The sequence below is a fragment of the Rosistilla ulvae genome (genome assembly GCF_007741475.1).
GTDB classification, from domain to species: Bacteria; Planctomycetota; Planctomycetia; order Pirellulales; family Pirellulaceae; genus Rosistilla; species Rosistilla ulvae.
In genome coordinates, this window is sequence record NZ_CP036261.1 from 417,411 (window position 1) to 444,028 (window position 26,618).

Annotated in this window: 20 protein-coding genes; 8 read left to right on the forward strand and 12 right to left on the reverse strand. The window is 59.0% G+C overall.

Features of this window, described 5'->3' with window-relative positions:
- Positions 1-130: 130 nt before the first annotated feature.
- The 5 genes from EC9_RS01595 to mnmA all read right to left on the reverse strand — a co-directional run bounded on the left by EC9_RS01595 (position 131) and on the right by mnmA (position 4,516).
- Positions 131-835 carry an ABC transporter ATP-binding protein gene (locus tag EC9_RS01595; protein ID WP_145341797.1) on the reverse strand — a complete coding sequence of 235 codons (705 nt, stop codon included), beginning with the start codon at positions 833-835 and terminating at the stop codon, positions 131-133.
- On the reverse strand, positions 828-1,982 hold the full coding sequence (locus tag EC9_RS01600) for an ABC transporter permease (protein WP_145281844.1): 1,155 nt from the start codon (positions 1,980-1,982) through the stop codon (positions 828-830). Before EC9_RS01600 ends, EC9_RS01595 begins: the two co-directional genes overlap by 8 nt.
- Positions 1,983-2,121: 139 nt before the next feature.
- Positions 2,122-2,961, reverse strand: coding sequence for an alpha/beta fold hydrolase (locus EC9_RS01605; RefSeq protein ID WP_145341799.1), 840 nt, complete (start codon positions 2,959-2,961; stop codon positions 2,122-2,124).
- A gap of 71 nt (positions 2,962-3,032) precedes the next feature.
- Positions 3,033-3,308 carry an acyl carrier protein gene (locus EC9_RS01610; RefSeq protein WP_145089219.1) on the reverse strand — a complete coding sequence of 92 codons (276 nt, stop codon included), beginning with the start codon at positions 3,306-3,308 and terminating at the stop codon, positions 3,033-3,035.
- A 68-nt stretch (positions 3,309-3,376) separates the two neighbouring features.
- On the reverse strand, positions 3,377-4,516 hold the full coding sequence (gene mnmA, locus EC9_RS01615) for a tRNA 2-thiouridine(34) synthase MnmA (protein WP_145341801.1): 1,140 nt from the start codon (positions 4,514-4,516) through the stop codon (positions 3,377-3,379).
- Positions 4,517-4,694: 178 nt separating this feature from the next.
- On the opposite strand from mnmA, the gene prfB reads away from it, so the two are divergent.
- A protein-coding gene (gene prfB / locus EC9_RS01620) for a peptide chain release factor 2 (RefSeq protein WP_338052322.1) occupies positions 4,695-5,802 on the forward strand; the annotation gives its coding sequence in 2 pieces (ribosomal slippage) (positions 4,695-4,763 and positions 4,765-5,802; 1,107 coding nt in all).
- A 134-nt stretch (positions 5,803-5,936) separates the two neighbouring features.
- On the opposite strand, the gene EC9_RS01625 is transcribed toward prfB, so the two are convergent.
- The 3 genes from EC9_RS01625 to ruvX form a co-directional block, all read right to left on the reverse strand.
- Positions 5,937-8,072: a TolC family protein gene (locus EC9_RS01625; protein WP_145341805.1), complete on the reverse strand. Its 2,136-nt coding sequence runs from the start codon at positions 8,070-8,072 to the stop codon at positions 5,937-5,939.
- Positions 8,073-8,297: 225 nt separating this feature from the next.
- Positions 8,298-9,581, reverse strand: a complete 1,284-nt coding sequence (locus EC9_RS01630; RefSeq protein WP_145341807.1) for an anti-sigma factor — start codon at positions 9,579-9,581, stop codon at positions 8,298-8,300.
- Positions 9,582-9,980: 399 nt separating this feature from the next.
- A complete protein-coding gene (ruvX, locus tag EC9_RS01635; protein WP_145281852.1) occupies positions 9,981-10,496 on the reverse strand; it encodes a Holliday junction resolvase RuvX in 516 nt (171 codons plus the stop codon).
- A gap of 120 nt (positions 10,497-10,616) precedes the next feature.
- On the opposite strand from ruvX, the gene mutL reads away from it, so the two are divergent.
- On the forward strand, positions 10,617-12,608 hold the full coding sequence (gene mutL, locus EC9_RS01640) for a DNA mismatch repair endonuclease MutL (RefSeq protein ID WP_145341809.1): 1,992 nt from the start codon (positions 10,617-10,619) through the stop codon (positions 12,606-12,608).
- A gap of 98 nt (positions 12,609-12,706) precedes the next feature.
- Here mutL and EC9_RS01645 read toward each other — a convergent pair whose 3' ends face one another.
- Positions 12,707-13,822, reverse strand: a complete 1,116-nt coding sequence (locus tag EC9_RS01645; protein ID WP_145341811.1) for an aldose epimerase family protein — start codon at positions 13,820-13,822, stop codon at positions 12,707-12,709.
- Between the two features lie 122 nt (positions 13,823-13,944).
- Complete coding sequence (locus EC9_RS01650) at positions 13,945-15,096, reverse strand: XylR family transcriptional regulator (protein ID WP_218934516.1); 1,152 nt, start codon at positions 15,094-15,096, stop codon at positions 13,945-13,947.
- Positions 15,097-15,384: 288 nt separating this feature from the next.
- On the opposite strand from EC9_RS01650, the gene EC9_RS01655 reads away from it, so the two are divergent.
- A complete protein-coding gene (locus tag EC9_RS01655; RefSeq protein ID WP_145341813.1) occupies positions 15,385-16,338 on the forward strand; it encodes a DUF1559 domain-containing protein in 954 nt (317 codons plus the stop codon).
- Between the two features lie 35 nt (positions 16,339-16,373).
- Positions 16,374-16,868 carry a hypothetical protein gene (locus tag EC9_RS01660; protein WP_218934517.1) on the forward strand — a complete coding sequence of 165 codons (495 nt, stop codon included), beginning with the start codon at positions 16,374-16,376 and terminating at the stop codon, positions 16,866-16,868.
- Positions 16,869-17,016: 148 nt separating this feature from the next.
- Here EC9_RS01660 and EC9_RS01665 read toward each other — a convergent pair whose 3' ends face one another.
- The gene (locus EC9_RS01665) at positions 17,017-17,439 is read right to left on the reverse strand and encodes a hypothetical protein (RefSeq protein WP_145341817.1); all 423 of its coding nucleotides are present in this window, start codon (positions 17,437-17,439) and stop codon (positions 17,017-17,019) included.
- Positions 17,440-17,647: 208 nt separating this feature from the next.
- Here EC9_RS01665 and EC9_RS01670 point away from each other — a divergent pair, with 208 nt between their 5' ends.
- The 4 genes from EC9_RS01670 to EC9_RS01685 all read left to right on the forward strand — a co-directional run bounded on the left by EC9_RS01670 (position 17,648) and on the right by EC9_RS01685 (position 25,333).
- Entirely contained in the window at positions 17,648-20,950 is a 3,303-nt protein-coding gene (locus EC9_RS01670) for a tetratricopeptide repeat protein (protein WP_218934518.1), read from the forward strand.
- A 259-nt stretch (positions 20,951-21,209) separates the two neighbouring features.
- Positions 21,210-22,172, forward strand: a complete 963-nt coding sequence (locus tag EC9_RS01675) for a MotA/TolQ/ExbB proton channel family protein (protein WP_145341821.1) — start codon at positions 21,210-21,212, stop codon at positions 22,170-22,172.
- A 20-nt stretch (positions 22,173-22,192) separates the two neighbouring features.
- Positions 22,193-22,618, forward strand: a complete 426-nt coding sequence (locus EC9_RS01680) for an ExbD/TolR family protein (RefSeq protein WP_145341823.1) — start codon at positions 22,193-22,195, stop codon at positions 22,616-22,618.
- Positions 22,619-22,627: 9 nt separating this feature from the next.
- Positions 22,628-25,333, forward strand: a complete 2,706-nt coding sequence (locus tag EC9_RS01685) for a prenyltransferase/squalene oxidase repeat-containing protein (RefSeq protein ID WP_145341825.1) — start codon at positions 22,628-22,630, stop codon at positions 25,331-25,333.
- Positions 25,334-25,818: 485 nt separating this feature from the next.
- Here the strand turns inward: EC9_RS01685 and EC9_RS01690 are convergent, their stop codons facing one another.
- Positions 25,819-26,244, reverse strand: coding sequence for an endonuclease domain-containing protein (locus EC9_RS01690; RefSeq protein WP_145341827.1), 426 nt, complete (start codon positions 26,242-26,244; stop codon positions 25,819-25,821).
- Positions 26,245-26,618: the final 374 nt, after the last annotated feature.

Genomic DNA, 26,618 nt, shown 5'->3' on the forward strand with positions numbered 1-26,618 from the left:
CGCAATCGATCCGCTTCGTTTAACCGCAGTGGCAACGCCCCGCGCGTTATAGCGTTGGCGGGATGTGTGGCGCGCGGCCCGCTGGGCACGCGGTTAAACGAACAGGTGGGAGCCGGGTTCGGGTTGGCGGCTAGGTGCGGTTGTTTTCTTCTTTGACGATCTGGCCGTCTTGGAAATGCAGGGTCCGCTCGGCGTGCGCGGCGACGTCGGCGCTGTGGGTGACCATCACCAGCGTGACCCCTTCGGTCTCGTGCAGGTTCGCGAAGATCGCCAGGATCTCTTCGGTGGTGCGACTGTCCAGGTTGCCTGTCGGTTCGTCGGCAAAGATCAACTTTGGTTCGTTGGCTAGCGAACGAGCGATCGCCACGCGTTGCCTTTCACCGACACTCAGCCGCATCGGCAAGTGGTTCGCGCGATGCCCGATGCCGACGCGTTCCAGCAGGTCGTGGGCTCGCTGGTGCTTTTCCGCCGACGATCGCGGCGGGCCTTCGAACATCGGAACTTGGACGTTCTCGATCGCCGTAAGCGTTGGCAGTAGGTAGAAGGATTGAAAGACAAAACCGAGTTCCAGGGCTCGGAATCTGTCGAGCGATCCATGTTGGGTCAGCGGTTTGCCACGGTAGAGGACTTCGCCCGAGGTCGGCACGTCCATCCCGCTGAGCGTGCACAGCAGCGTGCTCTTGCCGCTGCCGCTGGTTCCCATGATCGCGACGTATTCGCCTTGGAAGATCTCCACATCGACGCCGCGGAGGGCTTCGACATTCCCGTTGGGATAGACTTTTCGCAGTCCCTTGCATTGCAGCAGTGGTTGCGTTTGTTCGTTGGTTTTATTCATAGCGTAGGCCCTCCGATGGCAGCAGGCGCGAAGCACGCCAAGCTGGATAGGCGGCACCGATCAGGCCGACAAAAAATGCGATCACCATTCCCGAAGCGATCACCCAGGGGGCGATGTGTCCGCTGAGGAAGCCGTTGACTTGCGGCATTTTGGTGATGTAGTGGCTGCCGACGATGGCGACACCCGCCCCGAGTGCGGCGCCGAAGATGCTGAGCACAATCGATTCGCCGACGATCATCGCGATCACGCGACCGCGTCGCCAGCCCATCGCGCGAAGCACGCTGATCTCGCGGATCCGCTCCATCACGCTCATGATCATCGTGTTCAGCATCCCGATCGTGCCGACGCCGACCGCGATCAGCGACGTGACCCAGGCCATGGCGCGGGTCAGTTTCAGTTGGAAGTTGTCGCGGACGTAATCGTCGGTCGAAGAGGCGTCTAGGTTCAGACTGTTGCCATCGGCGTCGTTTAGATTGTCGATCCGCTCGCAGACAGCTTCGATCGCATCGGCATCCGCTTTGATTTCCGGATCGACTTGAACTGAAAAGCCGGTCACGCTCCCTTCACGCAACATCAGGTCTTGCAGACGCCGCAGCAGCATGATCGCGGCACCGCGTTTGAGCAATGTCTTGGAGTCGTAGATGCCGACGACGTTAAACGTCTCGTCTTGGATCTCGATCGGTTGATTGACTTTGGCGTGCATCTTTTCGGCTAACGCTTCGCCCAGCATGACCGCATCGACATCGTCGGGCTCCAGCGACCGGCCCTCGATGATCTCGATATCGTTGAACGCGAAGGTGCCATGTTTCCAGCCCTGCAGCAGGACGGGGACCTGGTTGTCGTCGATCTCCATCGCGATCTGTTCCAGCAGGCCTTGGGAGACGGCAGCGACGCCGGGGACTTTGCGGATGTCGTCGGCGACCGCTTCGTTCATGTCGCCAGCGATCTGCAGCAGCGATCCTTTGGGGGAGATCACGATGTCGGAGCCTTCGTTTTTGAAGGACTGCAGAACGGCGGATTGAAAGTCGTCCGAAACGCCCAGCAGAGCGATCGTGGTCGCGACGGCGACGGCGATCCCGCACATCGTCAACAGCGATCGAGCTTTGCGACGCAGCAGGTTCTTTAGAATGAAAGTTGCAAAATTCACGGTGTGGTCACAGTTTTGATGGTGAGTTGTGCTTCGTTGGTCGCCTTTCGCTCCGCGAAAGTGTGTTTGCTGCACGCTCTTTCGCGGAGCGAATGGCGACCGTGGGGAATCGAATTGCGTGTTGTTTGCGGTGGTAGTGTTATCGGCGGGCGAGTTCGGCCAGGAACGATTTCGTTTCGGCGACGATCGCTTTGGGATTTTCTAGCGGTGCCAAATGGTTGGCCTCGGGGATCACGGCTTGTCGGCAATCGGCAAGCCGTTCGTTTAAAAACTTGCTGGTCGCTTCGAAGGGAGAGTGTTCATCGTACAGTGCCAGGACGGGAACGCTAGTTGCCGCGATTCGATCGGCGTCGAGCCCGGCGGTGGCGAAGGTGTCGGTTCCGGCGGAGGTTCCCGACAGGCGAACGAGACTCGACAGCCAACGCTCACCGATCGGTCCAAGTTGTTCGCGCAGATGCTTTCGCTGACGGTCGTCCCAGCTGCCGACGATCGAGAACAGGTGAGGGAAATCGACGACCGGGCCGATGTCGGTGTCGACCTGCAGCAGCGTCTCGCGGAGGCTTGTCCAAACGCTCGCCTGTCCCATGTTCGGTTCCAGCGATTGCAGGCCGGGGAAATAGGCGTCCGAGAGGATGATTGCGCGGACGCGGTCGGGGTGCAGCGACGCGAGGTGAGTCGCTACGACGCCGCCAAAGCTGTGTCCTAGCAGAGCTGCCGATTCGATCTGCACATGATCCATCCAACGCAGCAGATCCTCGGCGATCACATCGCTGGTGTAGTCGGCTGGCGTGACGTTGGTCGCACCGTGGCCGCGCATGTCGACCGCGCTGACACGGTATTCATCGGCCAGGCCTTCCATCACGCCGCCAAACATCCAGATCGACAGGTTGCTGGTGAAGCCATGCAGCAGCACGATGTCGGCCCCTTCGCCCGATTGTTGGTAGTGGACTTTCAGCGGTGGTAGGTCGGCAAAAGGCATTTTGGAAGATGCTGGCGCGTCGGAAGGAGTGGGTTGGAAAAGGGGAGGGGAGAGCGGTCGTCGGCGGCTTCCTAAAGGCTGCGGTGCAGGAAGTCGACGAGTTCACCCACCTGGAGATCCTTGACTTGTTTGGCCGCCAGTTCCGAGAGGAACGGGTTGAAGTCGAGTTTCGTTTGGAAGTGCTCTTCGAGCGTCTCGCCCAATACGACCGCATCGATCGAGGCAAAGCCGAGGTCTTGGAAAAACATCGTCTGTTCGTCGATCGGGGCATCGTAGGTCTGCCCCTGGAAATCGGAGAGGATCTCTTGCAGTTCGGACAAAATTTCTGGACGTGTTTTGGAGGTCATGGTGGTTGGCGTGAGGCGGTTTGTTTGTCTTGATGTGTGGATGGTTGGCGATCGGAGCGATTCGCCGATTACGGTGCGGAGGTCGATGTCGAGGAATGGATCCATCCGCCGCCGAGCACTCGGTCGCCATCGTAGATCACCGCAGCTTGGCCTGGAGCCACGCCATCGACAGGTTCGTCGAACAGGACCTCGAAACGATCGGTCCCCTGCGGTGTGACTTGTGCGGCTTGCGGCGGGCTGTTGTACCGGATCTGCACGCTGCACGAAAACGTTTCGGCGGGCGGGTCGATCAACCAGTTGGCTTCGTGAGCGATCAAGCCATCGCGAGCCAAGTCGGCCTTCTGCCCGATCACCACGCGGTGCGTGTCGGGTTCGATGCGGACGACGAAGTAGGGTTCGCCCATCGCCACGCCGAGGCCTTTGCGTTGGCCGATCGTAAAGGCTTCGATGCCGGGATGCTCGCCGACGACATCGCCAGCCGTGGTAACGATCTGCCCGGCGGTGTCGCCGCCGCCGCTGCGGTCGCGCACAAATTGGCCGTGATGTCCGCTGGTGACAAAACAGATCTCCTGGCTGTCCGGTTTTCCGGCGACTCGCAATCCGATCGCTTCGGCTTGCTGGCGGATCCAAGGTTTGTCGTAACCGCCGACGGGCAACAGCATCCGCGACAGTAAGTGTTTGCCGATTCCAAACAGCACGTACGATTGGTCCTTGCGATCGTCGACGCCACGCCGCAGCGCGAAACTGCCGTCGGCTTCTTCGGACAATTGAGCGTAGTGGCCGGTGGCGACGTATTGGGCATCGATGCTGTCGGCGTATTCGAACAGCCGGCCGAACTTGATCCAGTTGTTGCACTGCACGCAGGGATTGGGCGTTCGTCCCTGGGAGTACTCATCGACAAAATAATCGATGATCCGGCGGAAGTCCTGCTTCAGGTTGAGGGCATAAAAAGGAATCCCCAGCCGATCGGAGACCCGCCGCGCGTCGGCGGCATCGCTAGCGCTGCAACAACCCTGTTTGTGGTCGGCGCGGCCTTGAACGATCGGCAGTACGGGCGATTCCGAACCGTCGGGAGCGCGGCAGACCTCGGCTGATTCCTCGCCGTGTCGCATGAAGACGCCGACGACCTCGTGCCCTTGCTGCAACAACAGGTGGGCTGCGACGCTGCTGTCAACGCCTCCGCTCATCGCTAAAACAACCCGTGCCAATGCAGTTACCTTTTCGTTTGTGTCTGTCGTGTGTGTGCTGGACCGTATCGCCGCGGCCGGACCCACTGTGCTTGGACTCGGGGCCGCCTATAATTGGCTGCGCCGCTACTTCTACGTTATTTAGTAGCGTCAACACACGCTTCGTTCATACCCTAATGGTTAACGATTGGAGAGAGTTATGGAAGGTGATCTAAAACAAAGAGCCGAAGAGATCCGGCAGCGCTTGGTCCAACTTGGAGACTCTCTTTGACTACGCTGGCAAATGTGAACAAGTGGCGGCGATCGAAAAACGGATGTCCGAGCCGGGGTTTTGGGACGATTCCGAAGCGGCTCAGGCGGTCGTGGTGGAACTCAAGTCACTTAAAAGCGTAATCGGACCTATCAACAGTTCCAACAAATCCGCAGCCGGATTGGATGAGCTGTTGGAGATGATGGCCGAAGAGCCCGAATTGGAAGCCGACGTGATCGCCGAGGTGGAGCGTTTAGAGGCGGTTTTGGACGATCTGGAGCTGCGTTCGCTGCTCAACGGACCCAACGATTCGGCCAGCTGCATTCTTTCGATCAATGCTCGCGATGGCGGAACCGACGCCAACGATTGGGCCGATATGATGCTGCGGATGTATTCCGCGTGGGCTGTCAAAAACGACTACTCGATCGAATTGTTGGATCGCCAGGACAACGAACAGGCCGGGATCAATCACGCTGCGATAGCGATCCGCGGGCCGTTGGCGTATGGCTATTTGAAGGGTGAAGAGGGGATGCATCGCTTGGTGCGGATCAGCCCCTTCAACAGCGAAGGAAAGCGGCAGACAAGTTTTGCAGCGGTTTCGGTCGCGCCGGAGATCGATAGTTCGGTCGAAGTCGAGATCGAAGAGAAGGATGTCGACGAGGATACCTACCGAGCCAGCGGGGCAGGGGGGCAGCACGTCAATAAGACCGACAGCGCTGTGCGGCTGACTCACCGTCCGACCGGCGTCGTCGTTCAGTGCCAGAACCAACGCAGCCAGCATCAGAATCGCGCCACCGCGTGGAAGATGTTGCGGGCCAAGTTGGCGCGGATCGAAGAGGAGAGGCGCGAGCAGGAGGAGCAGTCGAAGTATGCGTCCAAGGCTCGCACCGGTTTCGGGTCGCAGATCCGAAACTACTTCCTGCATCCCGACCAGAGGGTCAAAGATGCGCGGACCGGGCACCTGGTCGGAAATTTCCACTCGGTCCTCGACGGCAGTGAATTGCAGTCGTTTTTAGATGCGTTCCTGCAGTTCCGAGCTGCAGAGAATGCCCGCTAGCGGCGGTTTTGAATTCGAGAGATTGGAAAGCTCTTCTGGCAGCTTTCTCGCTCGCTCACCAACGGATCGGCGGAAGTGGCGTTTTAATACCACTTCCGCCGAGCGTTTTTCGCGGGCGTCAGATCAGCGACTTGTTAGTAGCTGACCTGTTGGATCATGTTCTGTGATCCGGGGTTCGGCAGCCGCGTTGGCGAGTGTATCGCTTGCGGCAGCATCGCTGGAATCGGAGCGGTCGACGCTTGGCCGTTCGCTGGTGAATCGAGCGTTGGCATTTCAGCGGGTGTGCTGATCACCGGCGTCGGGGCTTCGGGGGCCATCGCCGGAGCGGCTTCCGTGACCGGCATCGACGAGACGCCAGGGGCACTTGGGTCAAACGGTCCACGCGATACCGGGCATGGTGCTTCGACGGAATCGGGGTGTGGGCAAGGTCGGAAGAAGCGGCCCTGTTCGCATGCCTCGCGGTAGGCGGGCGAGTGCCAGCCACCTTCGGACAGGTGAACGTGGTTGTAGGATAGCAGCGTTCCCTTTTGGCGGTGCAAGTCACGCATCGCTAGGTTGTAGGCGACCAGAGTGGCGTAATAATCGCTTTCGCTGCTGACGACTTGGCGTTGAGCCTGCAACAGGAAGTTGATGTTATCGGCACCGCGACGGTAGCGTTCACGCAGGACTTCCAATTGGCGGCGATCGGCGATCCAGCGGTTGTAGTTGGTTTTCAACAGCTGGTATTGGCGTTGCACTTCTCGCGATGCATCGGCCAGGTCGTGGCTGACGCGAAGCTCGGTCTCGTTCATCAACGCTCGCTCTCGCGACAGGTTCAGCTGGGCGTGAGAGATCGCCACGGCAGCTCTGCGTAGTCCGACCGGGAAGGCCAGTTCGAGGCCAGCCTGCCATTCTTGGAAATCGCCGCCAGCGATCTCGCCGTACATGCTGTCCAGGTAGCTGTCGTCGTCTCCGATCAAGTGATCGCCCAGGCCGCGCCAGCGGTATTGGCCGAGGAAGTCGAGCCGTGGCTTCTTGTTCAGTTTCGCCGCGGTCAGTTCGAGTTCACGCTTCTTGATGTTCCATTTCTGGCGACGAATCTCGACGCGTCGCTCCAGACCTTCGTTGAGGATCGTGTTCCAATCGAAGACCACGCGGGCATCGTGTGGGTCGGTCGATGGTTTGATCAGCCGTCCGTCAGCCGCTGGAAGGCCAAGCATGTATCGCAGCTTTTGTTCCAGCGTGTAGAGGCCGACCTCGCCCGCCAAGCCGTTTTCGACCTGGACTTGGAATTGGTAATACTGCGATCGCGCTTGAGCTTCTTCGTCGCTACGGCCGGCACCGACGTTCAGTCGCAGTTCTTGATATTGGAACGTTTGCAATGCCGCTTCGCGTCCACGCAGTTGCGCTTCGAGGTTGCGGTAGGCAAAGTAGAGGTCCCAGTAGGCTTGTTCGACATCGTTGGCCGTTTGGATGACCGCAGCCTCGAAGTCGGTCAGGCTGATGTCGTTGTTGACCCGCGCGATCAGGACACCGTTGTATTGCCCGATCTGGCTGTTGGGCCCCGCGATCCGGTTGAATTCCGTTCCACGACCCTGCATCAACGGTTGCCGGTATTCACCTTCAAAGAAGCCAGCGAAGTCGCTGGAGAAGAAACGTCCGGGTGAGTTGGGTCGGTCGTAGATGACGTTGTGTCGAGCGGCAAACGTCGCACCAGTGGCGGTCGTCTTGCTCAGCTCGGTGTTGTAGTTGGCCAGCGTTTGTTGGAACGCCAAGGGGCGGAAGAAGGCGACCGCACCGGTGGGGTCGACGTTCTGCGGTTGGTCGTTCTTCTGCCAGAACAGCTGGCCGGCGAACTGGGCGTCGAAGTCCGACAGTGCCGCTTCGACACCGCCCAGCGGATTCGCTTCGACAAGCGCCGGGTCGTAGATCGTCGATGTCGCATTGGGGGCGGTGACGACGCTGGCGCCGAGGCTCCGCAGGACGGGCCCCTGGCCGATCGCCATCTGGATCGCCTGTTCGAGGGTCAGTTCCCAGGACGGCAGTTGGGAAGGATCTTCGAGAGCCAGCGGTTGCGCCGTTGCGTTGGCTGCCGCGCCCGCTGCGTTGCTTAGCGTCTTGACATCGGGGTACTCGATCCTGGTCGCCACCGAATCGTAATACGACTTGGTCGTATCGTGCGGCCCTGGGGGAAGTTTCCAGTTGGCGATGCAGCCGGGCAGCGCACAACCGCTTGCCGCCATGAGCGCCGCCGCGAGAAGTTTCTGCGTGCGTGTTTTGAGTCGAGCCATGAGTCAATGCTTCTGCTAGAGTCCAAGAAGTCCGTCATCCCATAAATACGATTGGAATAACGCAGACGTCATCAGGCTTATCGACCGTGGAACCGGACGATCTGGAGCATTGGGCAGAGAAGTTAGCACGCCAATTTGCAGAGAACTTTAGCTAACCGGCAAACTAGCTTGCGATGCCTCGGTTCAGGTAAACCTTGACGGCATCGCACTTTTGGGGTGGCGCGATTATCGTGGGCAGCGAACCAATACCAGCATCTGAGTTTGGAAGTCGGGCCCTTCATCGCTGGGTGTTTCCGGCGTCCATTTCATCTGCTTTGCCGACTCTTCGGTCAAGGCAAAGAATGACGATTGTGCCGCTCGCGGGAACATCTGCGCCTGGCCGCCAGCCGATCCAAAGGTCAGGTGGTGCGCCAGAGCCTTGTCGTCGGAGTGGCGGATCGCCGATGGGGCGACCGAGGAGAGTTCGCTGATCGTCGTTAATAGACTCGGCTCCATCACCATCTGGAAGCCGACGCTTTTGATCACGCTTTGGTGGTTGAACAACGACAGCATGAAGCGGTCCAAGCGTTTCGCTGAACCCTGCAGCAGCAACAGTTGGGTGTCGCCGTCGACAGTTTGCGGTGCGTCGAGGTTGACCGTGCCGATCATCTTCCCTTGCACCAATTGCCCGACATGATCGCGGCTCATCGGTTGTGGTTGGACGTTGCTGATTCCCGCAGTCTCCAACGCGTACTCCAGTTCGTTGAGGTCGCGGCCGCGCTGCGTCAGTTCTACTTCTAACAGTACCGCAAACTCCAGTTTGTTGGTCGGTTGGGCTGACGGCGAAACGAGCTCGCCCGGCGCTGCGGCTGGTTGGTCAGTCGCCGCGGGAGCCATCGCGATCCGTTCTTCTGGTGCGGTTGTTTTGTCTGGTTGTGTTGTTGTTGCAGCGGCTTCCGGTGGCGTGACCGCTGGGGCGGGAGCCGCTGGAGTTGTCGCGGCGTCGTTCGATGCGATCGCTTCGACAGCGGGTTGGGCTGCTGGAGCGGTGGTTTCGATCGGCGACGGTTCGACAGCGTCGCTGGGGGCGGGCGTCACGACGGCGGCGATCCCACCGGCGGGCTGGGGCTTGCCTGGTTGGACGTCGGGATTGGCAGAGTTCCAGGCGACGATCAGCATCAAACTGGCCGCAAGGGCTGCGATTCCGCCGAGCCAAACGCGTTGGTGGCGTTTCGAATTGCCCCCTTCTGCGCGAGCTTGAGCCAAGCGAACGGGGTGCGTTTCGGGCAGATTTTCGGCGTCGGCTTGCGCGAGTACCGCGGTCCAGACGCGGTCGGAGAAATCGGTCCCCAGGCGGGCATCGGATTTCATCGAGACGCGGACGTCGGCCTGTAATTGTCGCAGGTCTTCGAGTTGTTGGCGAACCGAAGCATCGTTTTGCAGCAGTTGTTCGACGTGCGCCTGTTCATCCGCACTGAGACCATTGTCCAGGTAGGCGCTGAGCAGTTCTTCACGGGCTTCGTTGTTCATGGCACTTCAAATCCCGACGTCATTCGGGGCAAGGAAATTCAAGTCGTCATCCGCTCAGCCATCGCTGGGACGTTGGGCGAAAGTTCGCATTCGCTGGTTGTCGCAGCGGGGGGTGCTAGCGGATGATCGGTGGGACGGCGTCGACCGATGCGAGTTCGCGTCCCATTTTTTGGGATGCAAGTGGGGTGACGAAAGTTCCTTCTCAAACCGCCTAAGTTGATTGAATTCACCAGGGAATCGCCGTCGGGATTGCTGTAAGTGGTTTTGTTGACTGTGGTTATCGCTTTTGGGTCGTTTGCGTTGCGGGGATCTGCCGGCAACGATTCGGAGCTGTGCGGCGTTTGTTGGCAGGTGAAAAATCGATAAAATCTTGGCCTATCGTCTGCACCTGTACTATTTTTAGTCTTCGATCGCGTCGCCGATTGCCTTCTCATCGAGCGCCAGGCCGGGCAAGTCGCTGCGGTGGCGAGCCGATTCGATGAACGATTCTAACAGGACTTGAGCGGCGACGGCATCGATCCGCTTCTTCCGCCCCTTGTTGGTCAGCTTGGAAGGTGCCAGCCGTTGGTCGGCGGCGGCAGTGGAAAAACGTTCATCAAACAGCCGCACCGGCAGGTCGGTGGTTTGCTGCAACCACTTCGCAAACTTGCGGGCCTCGATCGATTTCTTGCTCTCGGTGCCGCTTAGATGGATCGGGAATCCGACGATCCATCCCGTGATCCGCTCTTCAGCGGCCAGTTGGCAGAATGCTTTTCCTCGCTGCTCGGCGGCTCCTTGAGGAACGACGGTCAGCGGGCTGGCGATGATCCGATCGGGGTCGCAGACCGCAACGCCGATCCGGACGGTGCCGTAGTCGACCGCGGCGATTCGCCCTTGGCTGGGGAAGGGTGCCGGTTGTGGGCTCTCGTCGCTCATCTTTCCTCAATCTGAATAAGTGGAATCATCACGACTCTTAATACTCGATTCTCCGCCCTAGGGCTATCGCAGGCTGGCGTCTCCAATTGTGGAATATCGGGGGCGCGGTAAGATTCCAGGATGCCTACGATCCGCCAACTGCCGCCCAATCTCGTCAATAAAATCGCCGCCGGAGAAGTCATCGAGCGGCCCGCTTCGGTCGTCAAAGAGCTGTTGGAAAACAGCATCGATGCAGGCTCGACGCGGATCGAAGTCCACTTGGAAGCGGGTGGAGCCGATCTGATTCGGATCAGCGACAACGGCTGCGGGATCGCTGAGGAACAGATGACTCTGGCGGTCACTAGCCATGCGACCAGCAAGCTACCCGACGAGGATTCGCTGTTCCACGTCGGCACCCTTGGGTTTCGCGGCGAGGCGTTGGCGTCGATCGCTTCGGTCAGCCAGATGATTATCCGCAGCCGAACGCCCGATGCGGCTGGCGGCAGCGAGATGTTGATCCATGGTGGCGTGATCGATCCGCCGGCTCCTTGCGGTTGTCCGGTCGGGACCGTGATGGAGGTCCGCAATCTGTTCTTTAATACGCCGGTGCGACGCAAGTTCATGCGGACGCCGCAGACCGAGACCAGTCATATCGTCGAGGCGTTTACGCGGATCGCGCTGGCTAATCCGCAGGTCCACATGGTCTTGCAAAACGGCAACCGCGTCGTCCACGATCTCCCTGCGACCGAACAGATTCGAGAACGCATCCGAGCCTTTTTTGGCGACGAGATCGCCAGCGGCTTGATCCCCATCTCGGGCGACAATGGCGAGGTGAAGCTGACCGGTTTTGTCTGCGACCCAAGCGTCAGTCGAGGCAACAATCGGATGCAGTATCTGTTCCTCAACGGTCGCCACATTCGCGACCGTGCGCTGCAGCATGCTCTGGGCGAAGCCTACCGCGGGCTGTTGATGGTCGGCCGGTTTCCGATCTGCTTTATCAATTTGGACATGCCCTCGGACCTCGTCGACGTCAACGTTCATCCAACAAAATTGGAGGTTCGGTTCACCGAGAGCGGCCGGATCTACAGCCAGTTGTTGCAGACGCTGCGGCACAAGTTTTTGACAAGTGATCTGACCGCGCGCGTTGGCAATTCGATCTCCAGCAACGCGCCCGAGGCGGCTGAACCCAAAGCCGAGGCTGTCGAATCCCCCAACGATCTGGAGCAACGCCAACGTCAGGACGTGATCCAGTGGGCGCGGTCGAGCGATTCGGCCTCCGATCGCGACCTGCCAAACATTCGCCCGTCGATCCGTTCGCTGCCGGGAGAGCTTCCCGATTTCCAACCCTTCCCCGGCGGCGCTCGTGCCGTGTCGCCGGCTGGCGATCGCGACGGCGATTCGTTTGGAACTCCGTTTGAGCCCAGCCCGCGGTTGCCGGGGGCGGAGGTCGGCGGTGATGGCGACGCGGCGCAGCACGATCAAGGTGATGGGGCGATGCGAGTCGATGGGCTGCATTCGTCGAAGCCGCACAGCCATCTCGGTTACCAGGTTCACAATCGCTATCTGGTCACGCAGGACGAGACCGGAATGGTCGTCGTCGATCAGCATGCATTGCATGAACGGATCCTCTACGAACGCGTTCGCGAGAAGGTCTTGAATGGTAGTCTGGAGACGCAGAAGTTGTTGGTTCCCGAGCCGGTTTCGCTGACGCCGTCGGAAGCCGCGGCGGCTCTGGAAGCCAAGGAGCTGTTGGCTCAAGTCGGAATCGAGATCGAACCATTCGGCGGCGACACCGTTGTCGTTTCCGCTTATCCCGCCATGTTGGCGAAGCTGCGACCCGAGGATATGTTGCGGCAGGCGTTGGAGTCGTTGATCTGTGCCGGCAAGGATCCCGAGGTCCGCGATCTGTTGGACCATCTGCTGCACACGATCGCTTGTAAAGCTGCGATCAAAGCGGGCGATCGCTTGACGTCCGAAGAGATCACCAGCCTGTTGGAACAGCGGGACATGTATCAGGACACGCACCACTGTCCGCACGGTCGCCCGACCGCGCTCTTCTTTAGCCGCGAAGAACTCGACCGCATGTTCGGCCGCATGGGAGCTCGCAAAGTAAACCCGACCGGCCACAAGTAACCGATCGTTTTGCTGGGCAGGTTGTGGCTGTGCGGGGCCTTCCGCATGGACTTGTTTTCAAAACCTGCCCCGATGCCACGCATCTCCCTCGAGCCCGCCTATCGCGTGCTGAACCGATAACTGGTCTGCGTTTGATAGGTTTTTCCGGGACGCAGGATCGTCGACGGGAATCCGGGTTGGTTGGGGCTGTCGGGATAGTGCTGCGTTTCCAAGCAGAATCCGCCGCGATGAACGTAGGGGTTGCCCGCCTTGCCGATCAGGCGGCCGTCCAGGAAGTTGCCGCAGTAGAACTGAATCCCCGGTTCGGTCGTGTGGACTTCCATCACGCGGCCGCTGGTCGGTTCATAGACGCGAGCGGCGAGCGTCATCGCTTTGTTATCGTCCGGTTTGTTCAAGACCCAGTTGTGGTCAAAGCCGCGGCCGAACTCGAGTTGCTGATTCTTCTGGTCGATGTCGCGACCGATCGGTTTGGGCTGAGTGAAGTCCATTGGGGTGCCAGCGACCGCGGGCAGTTCTCCCGTTGGGATCGCGGTTGCGTCGACCGGCGTGTAGCGATCGGCATTCAGCATTAATTCGTGATCGAGGATCGTTCCTTCGCCTTCCCCTTTGAGGTTGAAGTAGGTGTGTTGGGTTAGGTTGACGGGAGTCGCTTGGTCGGTCGTCGCGTGGTAATCGACGAGGATCGCGTTGTCATCGGTCAACGTGTAGGTGACGCGAATCTGCAGGTTGCCTGGGTAACCCTCCTCTTTGTCGCGGGCCAGGTACGACAATTGGATCGCGTTTTGCCCTTCGATCGGTTTTGCATCCCAAACGACTTTGTCGAATCCGATGTTACCGCCGTGCAGATGGTTCGGGTTGTTGTTGGTCGCCAGCGAGTAGGTTTTGCCGTCGAGCGTGAACTTGCCTTTGGCGATGCGGTTGCCGTAGCGACCGACGATCGCGCCGAAGTAGGGACGATCGACGGCGTTGATGTAATCTTCGACGCGGTCGTAGCCCAGTGCGACATCGGCCATCTTGCCGTTGCGATCGGGAACGACGATCGACGTGATGATCGCACCGTAATTGGTCACGCTGACGGTCATCCCCGATCGGTTTTTGAGCGTGTAAAGTTGGATCGAATCGAAGTCGTCGACCTCGACCGCGGCGGCTGGGGGTGCCAGAAGCAACGCGGCGGCGGCGATCAGGAGCAGCGATTTTAAGGGGCTGGTTTTCATGGTTTCTCGGCAATAGGGGAGGGATGTTGGGCGCAAGACCTTTCTATCCTAGCCGTGTCGACGCGCGAAGCAACGCGATGGTGCGTCGCCGGGGTGCGATATTTTGTCAGCTGGAAGGATGCTCACCCCGACTTGGCTTTGCTGCGAAACTTGCCCGGCGTCATGCCGACGATCCGGCGAAAGACGACATACATATATTCGGGATTGTCGAACCCGCAAAGGATTGCGATCTGTTCGGCCGGCAGTTCGGTGCTGGTCAGCAGTTCGCAGACCCGTTTGATTTGAACGTGGCGGATCTCTTGTTGCGGCGTTCGCCCTAGGTATTGGCGCAGTTTACGTTCCAGCGAGCTGCGCGAGATCGCCACGTTATCGGTCACGTCGACGACGTTGATCCCGCGACAGGCGTTCTCGCGGATGTAGCGAAGGGCGGCAGCGATGTCGGGATCGTCGATGGCGACGACATCGGTCGATTGCCGCTCCGCCACGCCCAGCGGTTGGATCAGGTGTTCTGTCTTTTGGGGGACTTCGCCGTTCATCAACTGAGTCAGCAGCTCGGCAGCTCGGAACCCAACTCCTTCGGCGTTAGGGATCACGCTGGACATCGGCGGACTGCAGACGCGGCACAGCAGCGTGTCGTTGTCGGCGCCGATGATCGCAACTTCTTCGGGGACCGACAGCCCTTCCTGTAGGCAGGCGTCGACGACTTGTTGTCCGCGCAGATCGTTGCAGGCCATGATCCCACAGGAGGAAGGTAGCGTTCGCAGCCAGGCTCGCAATCGCTGCTGTTCCTCTTCCCAGGAAAGTGCATCGGGGCCATACCAGGGCGATTCGTACTGGTGGCAGCGTCGCTGCGCCGCTTCGACGCGCTGAGAAAAAGCGTCCTGTCGGCGCTCCGACCAAGCCTCATTGGTAAAGCCGCAAAATCCAAACTCGCGAAAGCCGCGTTCCAGTAAATGCTCTGCTCCCATGCGTCCGATCGCAGCGTCGTCGGACCAGACGTAGGTCCGCCCGTGCGACTGGTGCCTGTCGGTTAGCTCGATCAGGGGGACTCCGGTCGCTTGGACCGTCTGCAGTAGTTCCGGGGTGGTGGTTCGCGAGATGATCCCATCGCCCGCCCAGTTGGATAACCAGCGTGGGGGCTCTTGGGTGAGGTCATGCTGGTCCAAGAAGACCGACCAATCGTCGAACATTCGCATGTGTTGGATGATCCCCGAAAGGACCTGCCGGCCGTAGATGCTAGAGGTTTCGACGATCAGGGCGACGTGGCGTTTCATGGCATGTTACGGCGATATTTGGTTTGCGAAGTTACCGATTGGGGGTCGTTGGCGATGTTGACAATATATCTTAGAACGTTGACGTTATGACACATGGATTTCGTAGCGGGGCGATCTTAGACTCAAAGTGGCGTTTTAGGATTCTTACCTACGCCATCCCCGCTGCCGCAGTCATTTTCTTGCGATTCTCGTTGCGAGGCTGTTTGTCTTCGTTCGTGCTCCCGTGTGTGGATTGGCCGTGGGGCGTCGTTTGTTTTGCTTTTTATTATCCCACTTGGAGATCTTCAAATGAGATCGAGTTCTAGTGCTGGCGCCCCAAGAAGAGGCTTTACGCTGGTCGAGTTGTTGGTCGTGATCGCGATCATCGGCATTTTGGTCGGGTTGTTGTTGCCAGCGGTGCAGGCGGCTCGCGAGGCGGCTCGCCGGATGCAATGTTCCAACAATCTGAAGAACAATGCCTTGGCGATGCACAACTACCACGACACCTATCAGTCGCTGCCATCGGTCGGCTACGACTTTTATGGCGTCAATCTCGACACGCATTCGTGGGTCGCTCGGATTCTGCCGTACATCGAACAGGGGCCGCTTTACGAGACGATCAACTTCAATGAGCGGATCAATTCGCACGACCGACAACAGCAGTTTCGCGAAGCGGAGTTGTCGGTGATGACGTGTCCTTCGGAAGGAAGCGTCCTTGGTCAGTCCGAAAGTCCGACGCAGTGGTCGACGCGTCGTGGCAGCTATGCCGTGAACATGGGGAACACCAACTATGGCCAAGAGAATGCTTCCAATTGGGATGGTGTCTGGACGTACAATTTTGGCGGGGCGCCGTTTAAGGTGCATGCTCAGAAAGCGTTCCGCGACGTGACCGACGGTACTTCCAACACGTTGCTGCTGTCGGAAGTTCCGATCAACAAGAACAGCCAGGGCTATCGTGGCTTGTATGCCGCGACGATCGTCACTTCGGGAGCAGGTTTTACGACGTATCTGTCTCCCAATACGACAGCTTCGGTCGATGGTGGAAGATATTGTTGGGGAGCCACGGATTTCGCGCCGCGGACGATTCCGTGCCATTACGGGAGCAGGTGGCAAGCGGCGACCTACGCGTCGATGAGTCTGCATCCGGGCGGGGTGCAGTCGGCTCTGGTCGATGGGTCGGTTCGGTTTGTCGCGGAGACTGTCGATCTGTTTGCGTGGCGGTCTGCGTCGACGGCCAACGGCGGCGAAGTTAACCCTCTTTGATCTTTCCGCTTCCACGTTTCTGTACACAGGGCGTCATGTTGCACGTTGTTGCCGCGTGGCGTCTTTTTTTTGGGTTCATCGGTAGTTCGATCTTTATCTATTTGGAGCGTTTAATGGTTCGTCGAGATGTGCGTCATCGTTTGGTTTGGGCTGCGTCGGTCATGTTGTTGGTGGTGGGGTGTGGTCGAACGCGCAGCGATCAAATCGCGGTTTCGGGGCAAGTGCAATTTGACGGGAAGCCCGTTGCCGAAGGGACGATTTCGTTTATGCCTGTCAGCGGTACAGGGCAGACGACAGGGGCCCAGATCGTCGATGGAAGCTATGCCACCACCGTTTCGCCAGGAGAGCAGGCGGTTCAGATTACGGGGACCAATGTCGTGAAGTTGGAAGATCCGACGGAGGAAGAGGTTAGCCGAGGGATCACCGAACGCGTCGATCAGTACATTCCGGCGAAATACAACCGCCAGTCGGAGCTTCGGATTACCGTGGCAGCCGATTCGCCAACCCACGATTTCGATCTGCAGCCCTAAACGCTGGGGTGGTTAAGTGCCCCGCGTGTCAGCGAATCCTTTCGTCGGTGCGCAGCTCTATTCGGGCAGACCGGATCGCCAGCGGCTTACCGGCGACGCGAATCGCGATCGCCGCCGGTGCGGTTCGCTCTCTTTCTTATTTGCTCGGTCAATCAGCCGAGTCTTCGCCGCAGTGGATCTCCAGTTGCACCTCGCCGGTGATTTCGGCAGGGGAGGGGAGGGCAGGGGGGATGATCTCGATCGCCAGCTGATTGCTCAGCTGCAGCAGGTCGGTGATATCGATCCGAAAAGGAGCCTGTTGGGCGGTTGAATTTGCTAGCGGGGTTTCATTTAGCGAAACGTGCGCGGTTCCAACGCAGGCGGTGATTGCTAGCTCGACGCGTTCTTCCGGGCCGATTCCAGTCGGTCGATTAAAATGACGAACGTACAGAACAGGGCCCGTGTAATCGCCGAGGAATCGATCCGATGGTTGGTCGATTCGGCCCGCGACCGGCTGGGCGTCGGGGCGCTTCAGCGGCGTTAATTTCCAAGGTCCTCGCAGGCGGATCGTGTGGGGTGCGGCTGGCGGCATCGAATTTGTGGGACTTTCTCTCGGGGGGGGGATGTTCTTGCAAGCTGTGCCGGAAACAGGCTAGGCTGGCAACCGGTGGTCTCCCGCAGTTTGGGGCGGGGCGATGTGTTGTCGATGATCCTTTCAGGCGTTATCGGTCACCGATACACTTAGAAACGGGAACCTCTCTATGAACCAATACCTTCTTCCTTGTCAAGGAGCGTTAATCGTGCTTAATCGTGTGAGCCGAATCGGATTGTTGCAATCGATTCGAAGACACAAAACGATCGGTGTCGGCAAATTACTGCTCGCATTGCTGTTAGTTGGTGTGGTCGCGGGCAATTCCCAGGGGCAAGATCCTTCGGAATCGAGCGAAGAGGCGTTGGCGGTTTATGCCGACGCGGCTAATTTCCAGAACAATGGCGCCTTTGACCTCGCGATTGCGGAATGGAAGAAGTTCCTTAAAACGCACGCCAAGGACCCGCTTGCATCCAAGGCGGCGCATTATCTGGGGATCAGCCAGATGCGGAAGGAATCGCCCGATTACATGGCCGCTTCCGAAGCGTTCAAGCAGGCGCTGGCGGCGAAGGATTTTGAGCTGGTCGAAGAGGCGCTCAGCAATCGCGGTTGGTGCCTGTTTGCTGCCGGTCAGAACGATCAAGCGAATCAGGCGAAACGATTCAGCGAGGCGTTGGCGGTCTTCGATGAGTTGCTGAAGAAGTTTCCCAAGACGACGTTCGCCGATCAGGCGCTCTTTTACAGCGGGGAAGCGGCCTATGCGTCGGGGAAACCGGCAGCGGCGGTCGGGTATTACCAGCGGTTGATCGATCTGCCAAAGGGGAAGGAGTCGCCGCTGTATTGCGACGCGATCTATGCCAATGGCGTTGCGTTGGAGGATCAACAGTTGTGGAAAGAGGCGTTGGTCGCCTACGGCAAATTGGTAACCGGGTGTGCCGATTCGGATCTGTTGCCCGAGGTGCAGATTCGCCAGGCGGACATCAACGTGCGGTTGGAGCAATTTAAAGAGGCGGCGCCGCTGTTTCGCAAGGTCGCCGATTCCAAGACGCGATTGTCCGATTACGCGTTGTTCCGATTGGCCTTCTGCGCTGTCCAGTTGCAGGATCCCGACGCGGCTGCAAAGACCTACGATGAATTGATCACCGATTACCCGGAGAGTCAGTTCGCTTCGGCGGCGTTGATCGCTGCGGGTCAGAGCTATTATCGGGCGGGCAAGTTCGACGAAGCGGCGGCGAAGTTCCAAGCTGTCTTGAAGTTGGACGATGCGGTGGCGGCGACCGAAGCGGCTCACTGGTTGGCGACGATCGCGGCCAAAAATAACAAGAACGATGAAGTGATCGCGATCTCTCGGGCTGCGATCGCCAAGGGGCTGGACGGTTTCTTCGCCGCCAGCGTGAAGATGGATCTGGCCGATGCGCTTTCGAAAGCGCCAGCGACCAGCGAAGAAGCGATCGACTTGTATGTGGCGGTTGCCAAGGAGTCGGCGGGCCAGCCGGTGGCGGCTCGGGCCCTCTACAACGCTGGCTTCACAGCGCTGCAAAATCGCGATCTCGCCAGTGCTGGCAAGTTCGCCGATCAGTTTATGGCGGAGTATTCGAAGGACCCGTTGGTTCCCGATGTGTTGTATGTGGCTGCCGAGGCGCAGCTGCAGACGGGCAAGCCGAAAGAGGCTGCAGCGACCTACGATCGTCTGTTGCAATTGTCGAAAGAACACCCCTCGCGTTCGCTGTGGATCTTGCGTGGCGCAACGGCTGCTTATTTGGCCGAGGACTATTCCGCTGTCGTCGACCGGTTGACCAAGGCGATGGGGGAACTGAAGGCTCCCGAACAGCAGGCCGAAGCGGAGTTCATGATCGGGTCGAGCTATTACAAGCTGGACAAGAAGGGTGAAGCGTTGAAGACGCTGGAAAAGAGTCGTCAGACGAGCAGCCAATGGAATCAAGCGGCCGACGTGTTGGTGACCTTGGGCCGCGTTCAGTTGGAGGCTGGCAAGCCTGAATTGGCTGAGAAGTCGTGGCTGCAGGTGATTGCCGAATCGCCTGCGTCGGGGGCTGGGTTCCAGGCTCGCTATCGCTTGGCGCTGTTGTTGTCTGGCAAGGAGGACTTCGATGGGGCGAAGAAGTATTACGACGAGATCCTAGCCGCCGATAACCAAACTGCACTCAAGCCGTACGCCCTTTATGGCAGCGGCTGGTGCCAGATGAAGAAAGAGAAATACGAAGAGGCATTGGTCCAATTGGATCAGGTCTTGAAGGAATTTAAAGACCATCCGGTCGCCAAAGATGCTCAATTGGCTCGTGGTATCTGCTTGCGAAAGCTGGGCCGCGACGACCAGGCTCGCAGCGCGTTTGAAGATCTGCTGCGACGCGGTCCGCAAGGGATCGAACTAGGGCACGCGTTGTACGAACTGGCCCTCTTAGAGGTTGGTGCCAAGCAACCGGCGAAAGCCTCGGTCTATCTAAAGCGATTGGTCGGCGACGTTCCACAGTATCCCGATCTGGACAAGGTGTTGTATGAACTGGCGTGGGCGATGCGCGACCAGGGGGATGAGGCGGCGGCAATCCAGCATTTTGGGCAGTTGGTCGTCAAGTTTCCGAAGACGACCTTGGCTGCCGAAGCCAGTTATCACGTCGGCCAGCAGCAGTTTGACATGGGCAATTTCAAGAAAGCCGCCGGCGCCTTTGCGACGGCGGCCGAACATACCACCGATCCCGCGTTGCTAGAGAAAGCGTATTACAAGTTGGGTTGGTCGGGGTATCAGTTGGGGAATTACGACGGCGCCAAGCGTTCGTTCGAGAAGCAATTGAAGTCGGCTCCCGACGGGCCGCTGAAGGTCGACGCGATGGTGATGATCGCCGAATCGATGTTCAAGGCGGGAGAGTTCGCTTCCGCCCTGGAGGGCTATCGCAAGGCGCGAACGATTGTCCTGGCCGAAGGGAAAGGAGCGGGGGCGCCCGATCCAGAGGCTCAACAGTTGCGCGAGTTGGTCTTTTTGCATGGCGGTCAATGTTCGCAGCAATTGAAGAAATGGGACGAGGCGCTGCAGTGGTTTGATCAGATGCGCGATCTGTTTCCATCGACCGCGTATTTACCGCAGGTCTTTTACGAAACGGGATATTGTTATCAACAGTTGAATCAATATCCCAAAGCCTTGCAGTATTACGGTCAGGTGGCGGCCAATTACCGCGACGAAGTTGCCGCGCGGGCGAGATTCATGATGGGTGAGATTCATTTTTCGCAACGGGAACTGACCAAAGCTATCCCCGAATTTCAACGCGTGATGTTTGGTTTTGGAGGCGAGAAGGCGCCGGTGGAGATCAAGAACTGGCAAGCCAAAAGCGCGTTTGAAGCGGGCCGCTGTGGTGAGTTGTTGATCCAGAGCACTGCCGGAGAGAAGCGAGCCAGCGCGATCGAAATCGCTCAAGGCTTCTATAAATACATCGCGGAAAAACATCCGCAACATGAACTGGTTGCCAAGGCCAACGAGCGAAGCGGCGTACTGAATCGGCTTTAGGGCTGTCAGTGGTCCGCCGTGTCGTGGCCTCGGGCGGTCGGCGGTCCGTTAGCGGTCGACCGGAAGAAAGTACCAGCAAACGATCAAACAGTTAGCGGGGCATGTTGTCCAGTCGCTAATCGGATTAATATTGAATGGTCGCCTGCGGCCTGATCCGCCTGGATCGGAACAAGCTGTCGAACCTGTTTGGGTTTGAGTTCGAGAGCGCTCGAGCTTTTGCCAGTCGTTAACTCAGGCGAACTTCCAAGGGAGAACGTGTGTGGATTTGATCATTCGACCAGCACCTAATTGGCTCCGATTGGGATTCTTCGCAATCGCTGCGGGCTGTCTCTTGGGCGCCCTACCGTCGGCGGCCCAGGACGCTTCGCAGATCGTCGATGAAGCGGCGTTGAATCAACTGACACAGCCCGATCCGGCTGCGGCGTCATCAATCGATGGTGACGCGGATAAGCCTGCTGGAATCGACATCTTGTCGTTGATTTCCAAGGGGGGCATCTTCATGATCCCGATCGGCGTGATGTCGCTGTTGGTTGTGACGCTTGGTGCCGAGCGACTGTTTGCCTTGCGCGGAGGGCGGATGGTGCCATGGGCACTCAATCGAAAGCTGGAGATGCTAGCCGATCCGATCGATACGTTTGATCCCGAGGTCGCCTACCAAGCGTGTCGCCGCTACCCTTCGCCGACGGCGCGGGTTGTCGCGTCGTTGTTGCTCCGCACCGGCCGTCCGCTGGCGGAGATCGAGCGGACCGCCGCCGAGGCTGCCCAACGCGAAGCGGATCGTTTGGCGGGGCCTATCCGGTGGTTGTACCTGGCTACCGCGATTACGCCTTTGATGGGATTGTTGGGGACGGTCTGGGGCATGATCCGCGCGTTTCACGACACGACCCAATTGGCTGCGGGGCAAAACAAAGCCGAGTATTTGGCCGAGGGGATTTACGTGGCGTTGGTCACGACGTTGGCCGGTTTGATCGTGGCGATTCCCGCAGCGATTCTGGCGCATCATTTCGAAGGTTGCTTGACGCGGGCGTTCCACCGCATCGAAGAGATCTGTTTTTTGGTCGCTCCCGGCTTGGAAAGATTTAACGGCCGGATGCGGCTCGATTTTGATGGCCGCTTGGTTCCCCTGACCTCGGCCAAACCGCCCGTCGCCCCCCCAGCGGAACGCCCTTCGAAAAAGTCGCCTGGGATGTCCGGTAAAACTTCCGCCACGCCGGTTCGCTAGTCTCCTGCGAGAACAAATCTATGGCCGTGCAACTGAAAAAGTCCCAAGCGACAAGCACGCTCAGCTTGACTCCGTTGATCGATGTCGTCTTCTTGTTGCTGATCTTTTTTTTGGTGGCATCGCGATTTGCTCAGGAAGATCGGCGGATCCCGATCGAACTCCCTTCGGCGACTAGCGCCACGCCGATGACCGAACAGCCGAAGGAGATCGTTGTCGACATCGATTCCGAAGGGGCTTTGGTGCTCAACGGGAACACCGTGACCGCCGACGAATTGGAGGCCGAATTGGTCCGCGGTGTCGCCAGCAATCCGGTGCATCAATCGGTCGTGATCCGCGCCGATCGACGCGTGCAGTTCCAGGCTGTCGTCACGGTCATGGATCTGTGTAACCGCACCGGTGTCGCCGATTACACCGTCACAACGCAAGAAGGCCCCGGCGAATATTAGTTGAAAAAAATGTCTCCTCATTCCTATTCAAGATTGCCGTCGGACGAAGTGCCGCCCGAAAGCGACCAGATGTGGCCGCTGGATCTGGCGCTCGTTGCGCTTGGCGGTTCGCTGATGTACATGGCGGCCAGTCGCTTGGGATGGGATGATTCGCGTTGGCTCTACAACGCCAAAACCTATGCGGTTGCGATTCCAGCCGGCATGATTCTGATCGATTTGTTGTTGCGGAAGTTTGTTTCGCGGTACATGCAACGATCGCTGCAGTTTGGTTTTTTGGTCAGCATGTTTGTCCATTTGGTGCTGCTGATCCTGGCCGTTAACGTCGTGATCTTTGCCCGGTACTGGCCCGAGGCGGTCGACGGCGTCCAGCCTCAGAAGACGCCGGTTCGCAAGACCCTTCCCGACAATCTGTTTCGCGTGAACCCCGATTCTGTCGCCAAGCAGCCCGATTGGGCGAAGCCGGTCGATGCGACCAGCGAAGCCCGCGTGACGCCAGTCGAAGCGAAGCGTTTGCCGCGAATCGCGGAGGTTGCAAAGCGTTTGGAAATGCCGACACCGCCGCAGGTCGAGCATCAGCCGCAGCCGTTTTTGGTCCCGCGGGATCAACCGACCGAAGCGCAGCCGACGCTGGCCGACGCTCCGTCGAAACTGGCTCGGCAGATCGCCGCTGTCACACCGAACATGCGTTCGACGACCGAATCGATCCAAACGCCCGACGTGCCTCAGCAGCAGGCCGCGCCGCAATCGCCACAAGCCAGTGCCGCCACCGTTGCTCGCAGTCGGGCTGCGGGGGCATCGGCGCAGACTCCCCGGTCAGCTCCGGAAATGCAGGCTTCGCCCAATCGCAGCGAGGCGGTAGCGCGCCGCAACACGCCGCAAGCGGTTCCGCAAATCCAAGCCCGCAGCGATGCGGCAGCGATGCTCCGCCGGGAGACTCAATCGCGGACGACGCCGTCGATGTCAGCTCCCGCGGCGCCTAGCCTGAGTGTCGCGCGGAAATCGGAACGCGCGACGCGTCAGCTGTCCGACCGCGGTGCCGGGCCGCCGCGTCGCGCTTCGACGTCCAGTGGGGCTTCGTTAGCTCCTTCGATGGCGCAGAGCGAATTGCCCAGCAGTCTTAGCGGCGCGTCGACGGCTCCGACCGCTGCGGCGCAGCGATCGCCTGGTGAGCAGGGAATGCCGACGATCGCTTCGAGTATGGCCAACAGTTCTAGCCCGTTGACCGGTCGTGCCCGTGGGGCCGCTCGATCGATGGCGATGACTGCCGGTGCGGGACAGGTGAAAGTTCCGCAAGCACAAGGCCAGCAAGGGGATGCGGCGACCGGAGATCAAGCGGGACCGCAATTGGCCGCTCGCGGCGCGATGACCGGCCGCGCCACGGCAGCCAGCGACGCGATGGCATCGATCGGTACGCCAACGCCACTGAACATCATGGCCGACGATGGGCCAGCCGGAATTGGGCGGGAACTGGCACCGCGGATGGGCTTTCCGTCGGATCGTGTGAACGATCGGCCGATGATCGCGTTGCAGCCGAATCAGCAACGTTTCCAACGTCGCCAGTTGGGCGGCCTGACGCCTCCGCCAGCCCCTCGCGTCGCATCGGTCGAACCGTTTCAGCGTCGCTTGATGCGGACCGCTGGAGGCGCGACGCCCGCTCCGGCAGGATTGGTAGGACCGGAAACGGAAGAGGCGATCGAACGGGGGTTAGCGTATCTGGCGGCTCGGCAGAAACCCGATGGCAGTTGGTCGCTGCAAGGGCATGGGGAAGATGTGAGTTTACGTAGCGATACCGCCGCGACAGCGCTTTGCGTGTTGGCCTTTCAGGGAGCCGGTTACACGCATTTAAAGCACCAATATGCCAATGCCGTTGCCAAAGCGATCGACTTTCTGAAGCGGAATCAGAGCGAAAATGGTGATCTGTTTCGCTCCGAAGATCCCGACTCGAATCTTAACGTCTGGTTGTACAGTCACAGTATCGCTGCCCTTGCGGTTTGCGAAGCCTATGGGATGACTCAGGATCCCGAGCTCGCCGATCCGGCGCAGCGGGCGATCGATTTTATCGTCTCCAGCCAGCATCCAACTCGCGGTGGTTGGCGGTATCAGCCGCAGGTCAGCAGCGATACCAGCGTGACCGGTTGGATGACGATGGCTCTGAAGAGCGGCGAGTTGGCGGGGCTGAAGGTCCCAGAGAAGACGTATCAAGGGATCGACAAATGGGTCACGCTCAGCCAGGATTCCGCCGGTAAGCCGTATCTGTTCCGCTACAACCCCTACGCGCTCAACACGCCCGCCCAACGCCACGGTCGCGACGTCACGCCGACGATGACCGCGGTCGGGATGTTGATCCGAATGTATCGCGGCTGGCGACGCGATAATCCGAACATGGAAGCGGGAGCTGATTATCTGCTGGAACATCTCCCGGAACTCGGCAGCCCCAGCCGGCCCGAGCGCGATACCTATTACTGGTACTATGCGACGCAGGTGATGTTTCACATGGGAGGCGAAACGTGGGAGCGGTGGAACAATAAACTGCATCCGTTGCTGATTCTGGGCCAGGAAAAAGATGGCCCCGACGTCGGCAGTTGGGATCCCAAGCTGCCGATTCCCGATCGCTGGTCTCCGCACGGCGGACGGCTCTATCTGACGACGATGAATCTACTGTCGTTGGAAATCTACTACCGGCATCTGCCGATCTACGAAGACACCGCCCGCTGATCGTTTCTTCACCCTCCCTCAGGGAGGGTCGAACCCGCGCAGCGCGGTTCGGGGAGGGGAGTTTTCGGTGATTCCGCGTCGGTCGAGCCGGCGGCATACCCTCCCAACTTCGTTGGGCGGGTGCAGTTGATAGGCATTTGTAATGTTTGCTCGGTGCGAACTGGGCGATGGGATCAATTGCAGTGTGACCTTGCTGAAGTGTCGGTTCCGGGTGTTGGTGTTGTCGTTTTGTTGTGCTGGTTGGATGGGATTCTCAGGCCCTTCTTCACCCTCCCTCAGGGAGGGACGAACCCGCGCAGCGTGGTTCGGGGAGGGGAGTTTTTGGTGATTCCGTGTCGGTCGATCCTGCGGGCGGCCCTCCCCGAAAAACTCGCTAAACGCTCGTTCTTCGACCCTCCCAACTTCGTTGGGCGGGTGCAGGTGTATTGATGCTGTTGACTTGAATGCTGCACGATGATCCCGAGGGGAGTGATTGTTGTGGCATGTTAAGTTTTGCGTTCCGTTGATCGTTTGACGCTCTTCATTCCTGATCCGATAGCCTTGCGAGGTTTAAATTTGTAGGGCAGGCCCAATTCATAGGTGATCGCACGAGCGATCGCTTCGGCATCCTCTTCCACTTGCTTGTCAGTAAACCGGAGGACTTGCCAGCCGAGGCTTTCGATGTGTTTTTGGCGTTTCAAGTCGTCGCTCAAGACACTGTCGTGAAAGCCACCGTCGATTTCAACAACCAGCATCATCTGAGGGCATGCAAAGTCGACGATCCACGGATGAATCGGGTGTTGTCGCCGAAACTTTAACCCGCATAGCTGTTTCGCTCGGAGGACACTCCATAGCAAGCCCTCGGAGGCTGTTTGGGTTTGCCGTAACGCTCGTGCCCGTGAAATATCATCATCTGGTTGGTGTTCCGCCATGATTGCGTCTCTCGGGCTGGTTCTACTTCAATCGTTAGGCTTCGCAGGTTAGGTGTCGTTGATCGTGAGGCTATGGGTTGCAGCACTACGTGAATTATATCGCCGGTGTCGGTCGATCTAGCGGTTTATCTGTCGGTGTTGCATGGATTCGAATCATTTGCCCAACTTCACCCTCCCTCAGGGAGGGTCGAACCCGCGCATCGCGGTTCGGTGAGGGGAGTTTTTGGTGATTCCGCGTCGGTCGATCCGGTGGCATACCCTCCCCGAAAAAACCGCTAAACGCTCGTTTTTCGACCCTCCCAACTTCGTTGGGCGGGTGGAATTGCTGGATGGGAATCGGTGAATGCTCGCGATTGATTTGGTGGTTCGCTACA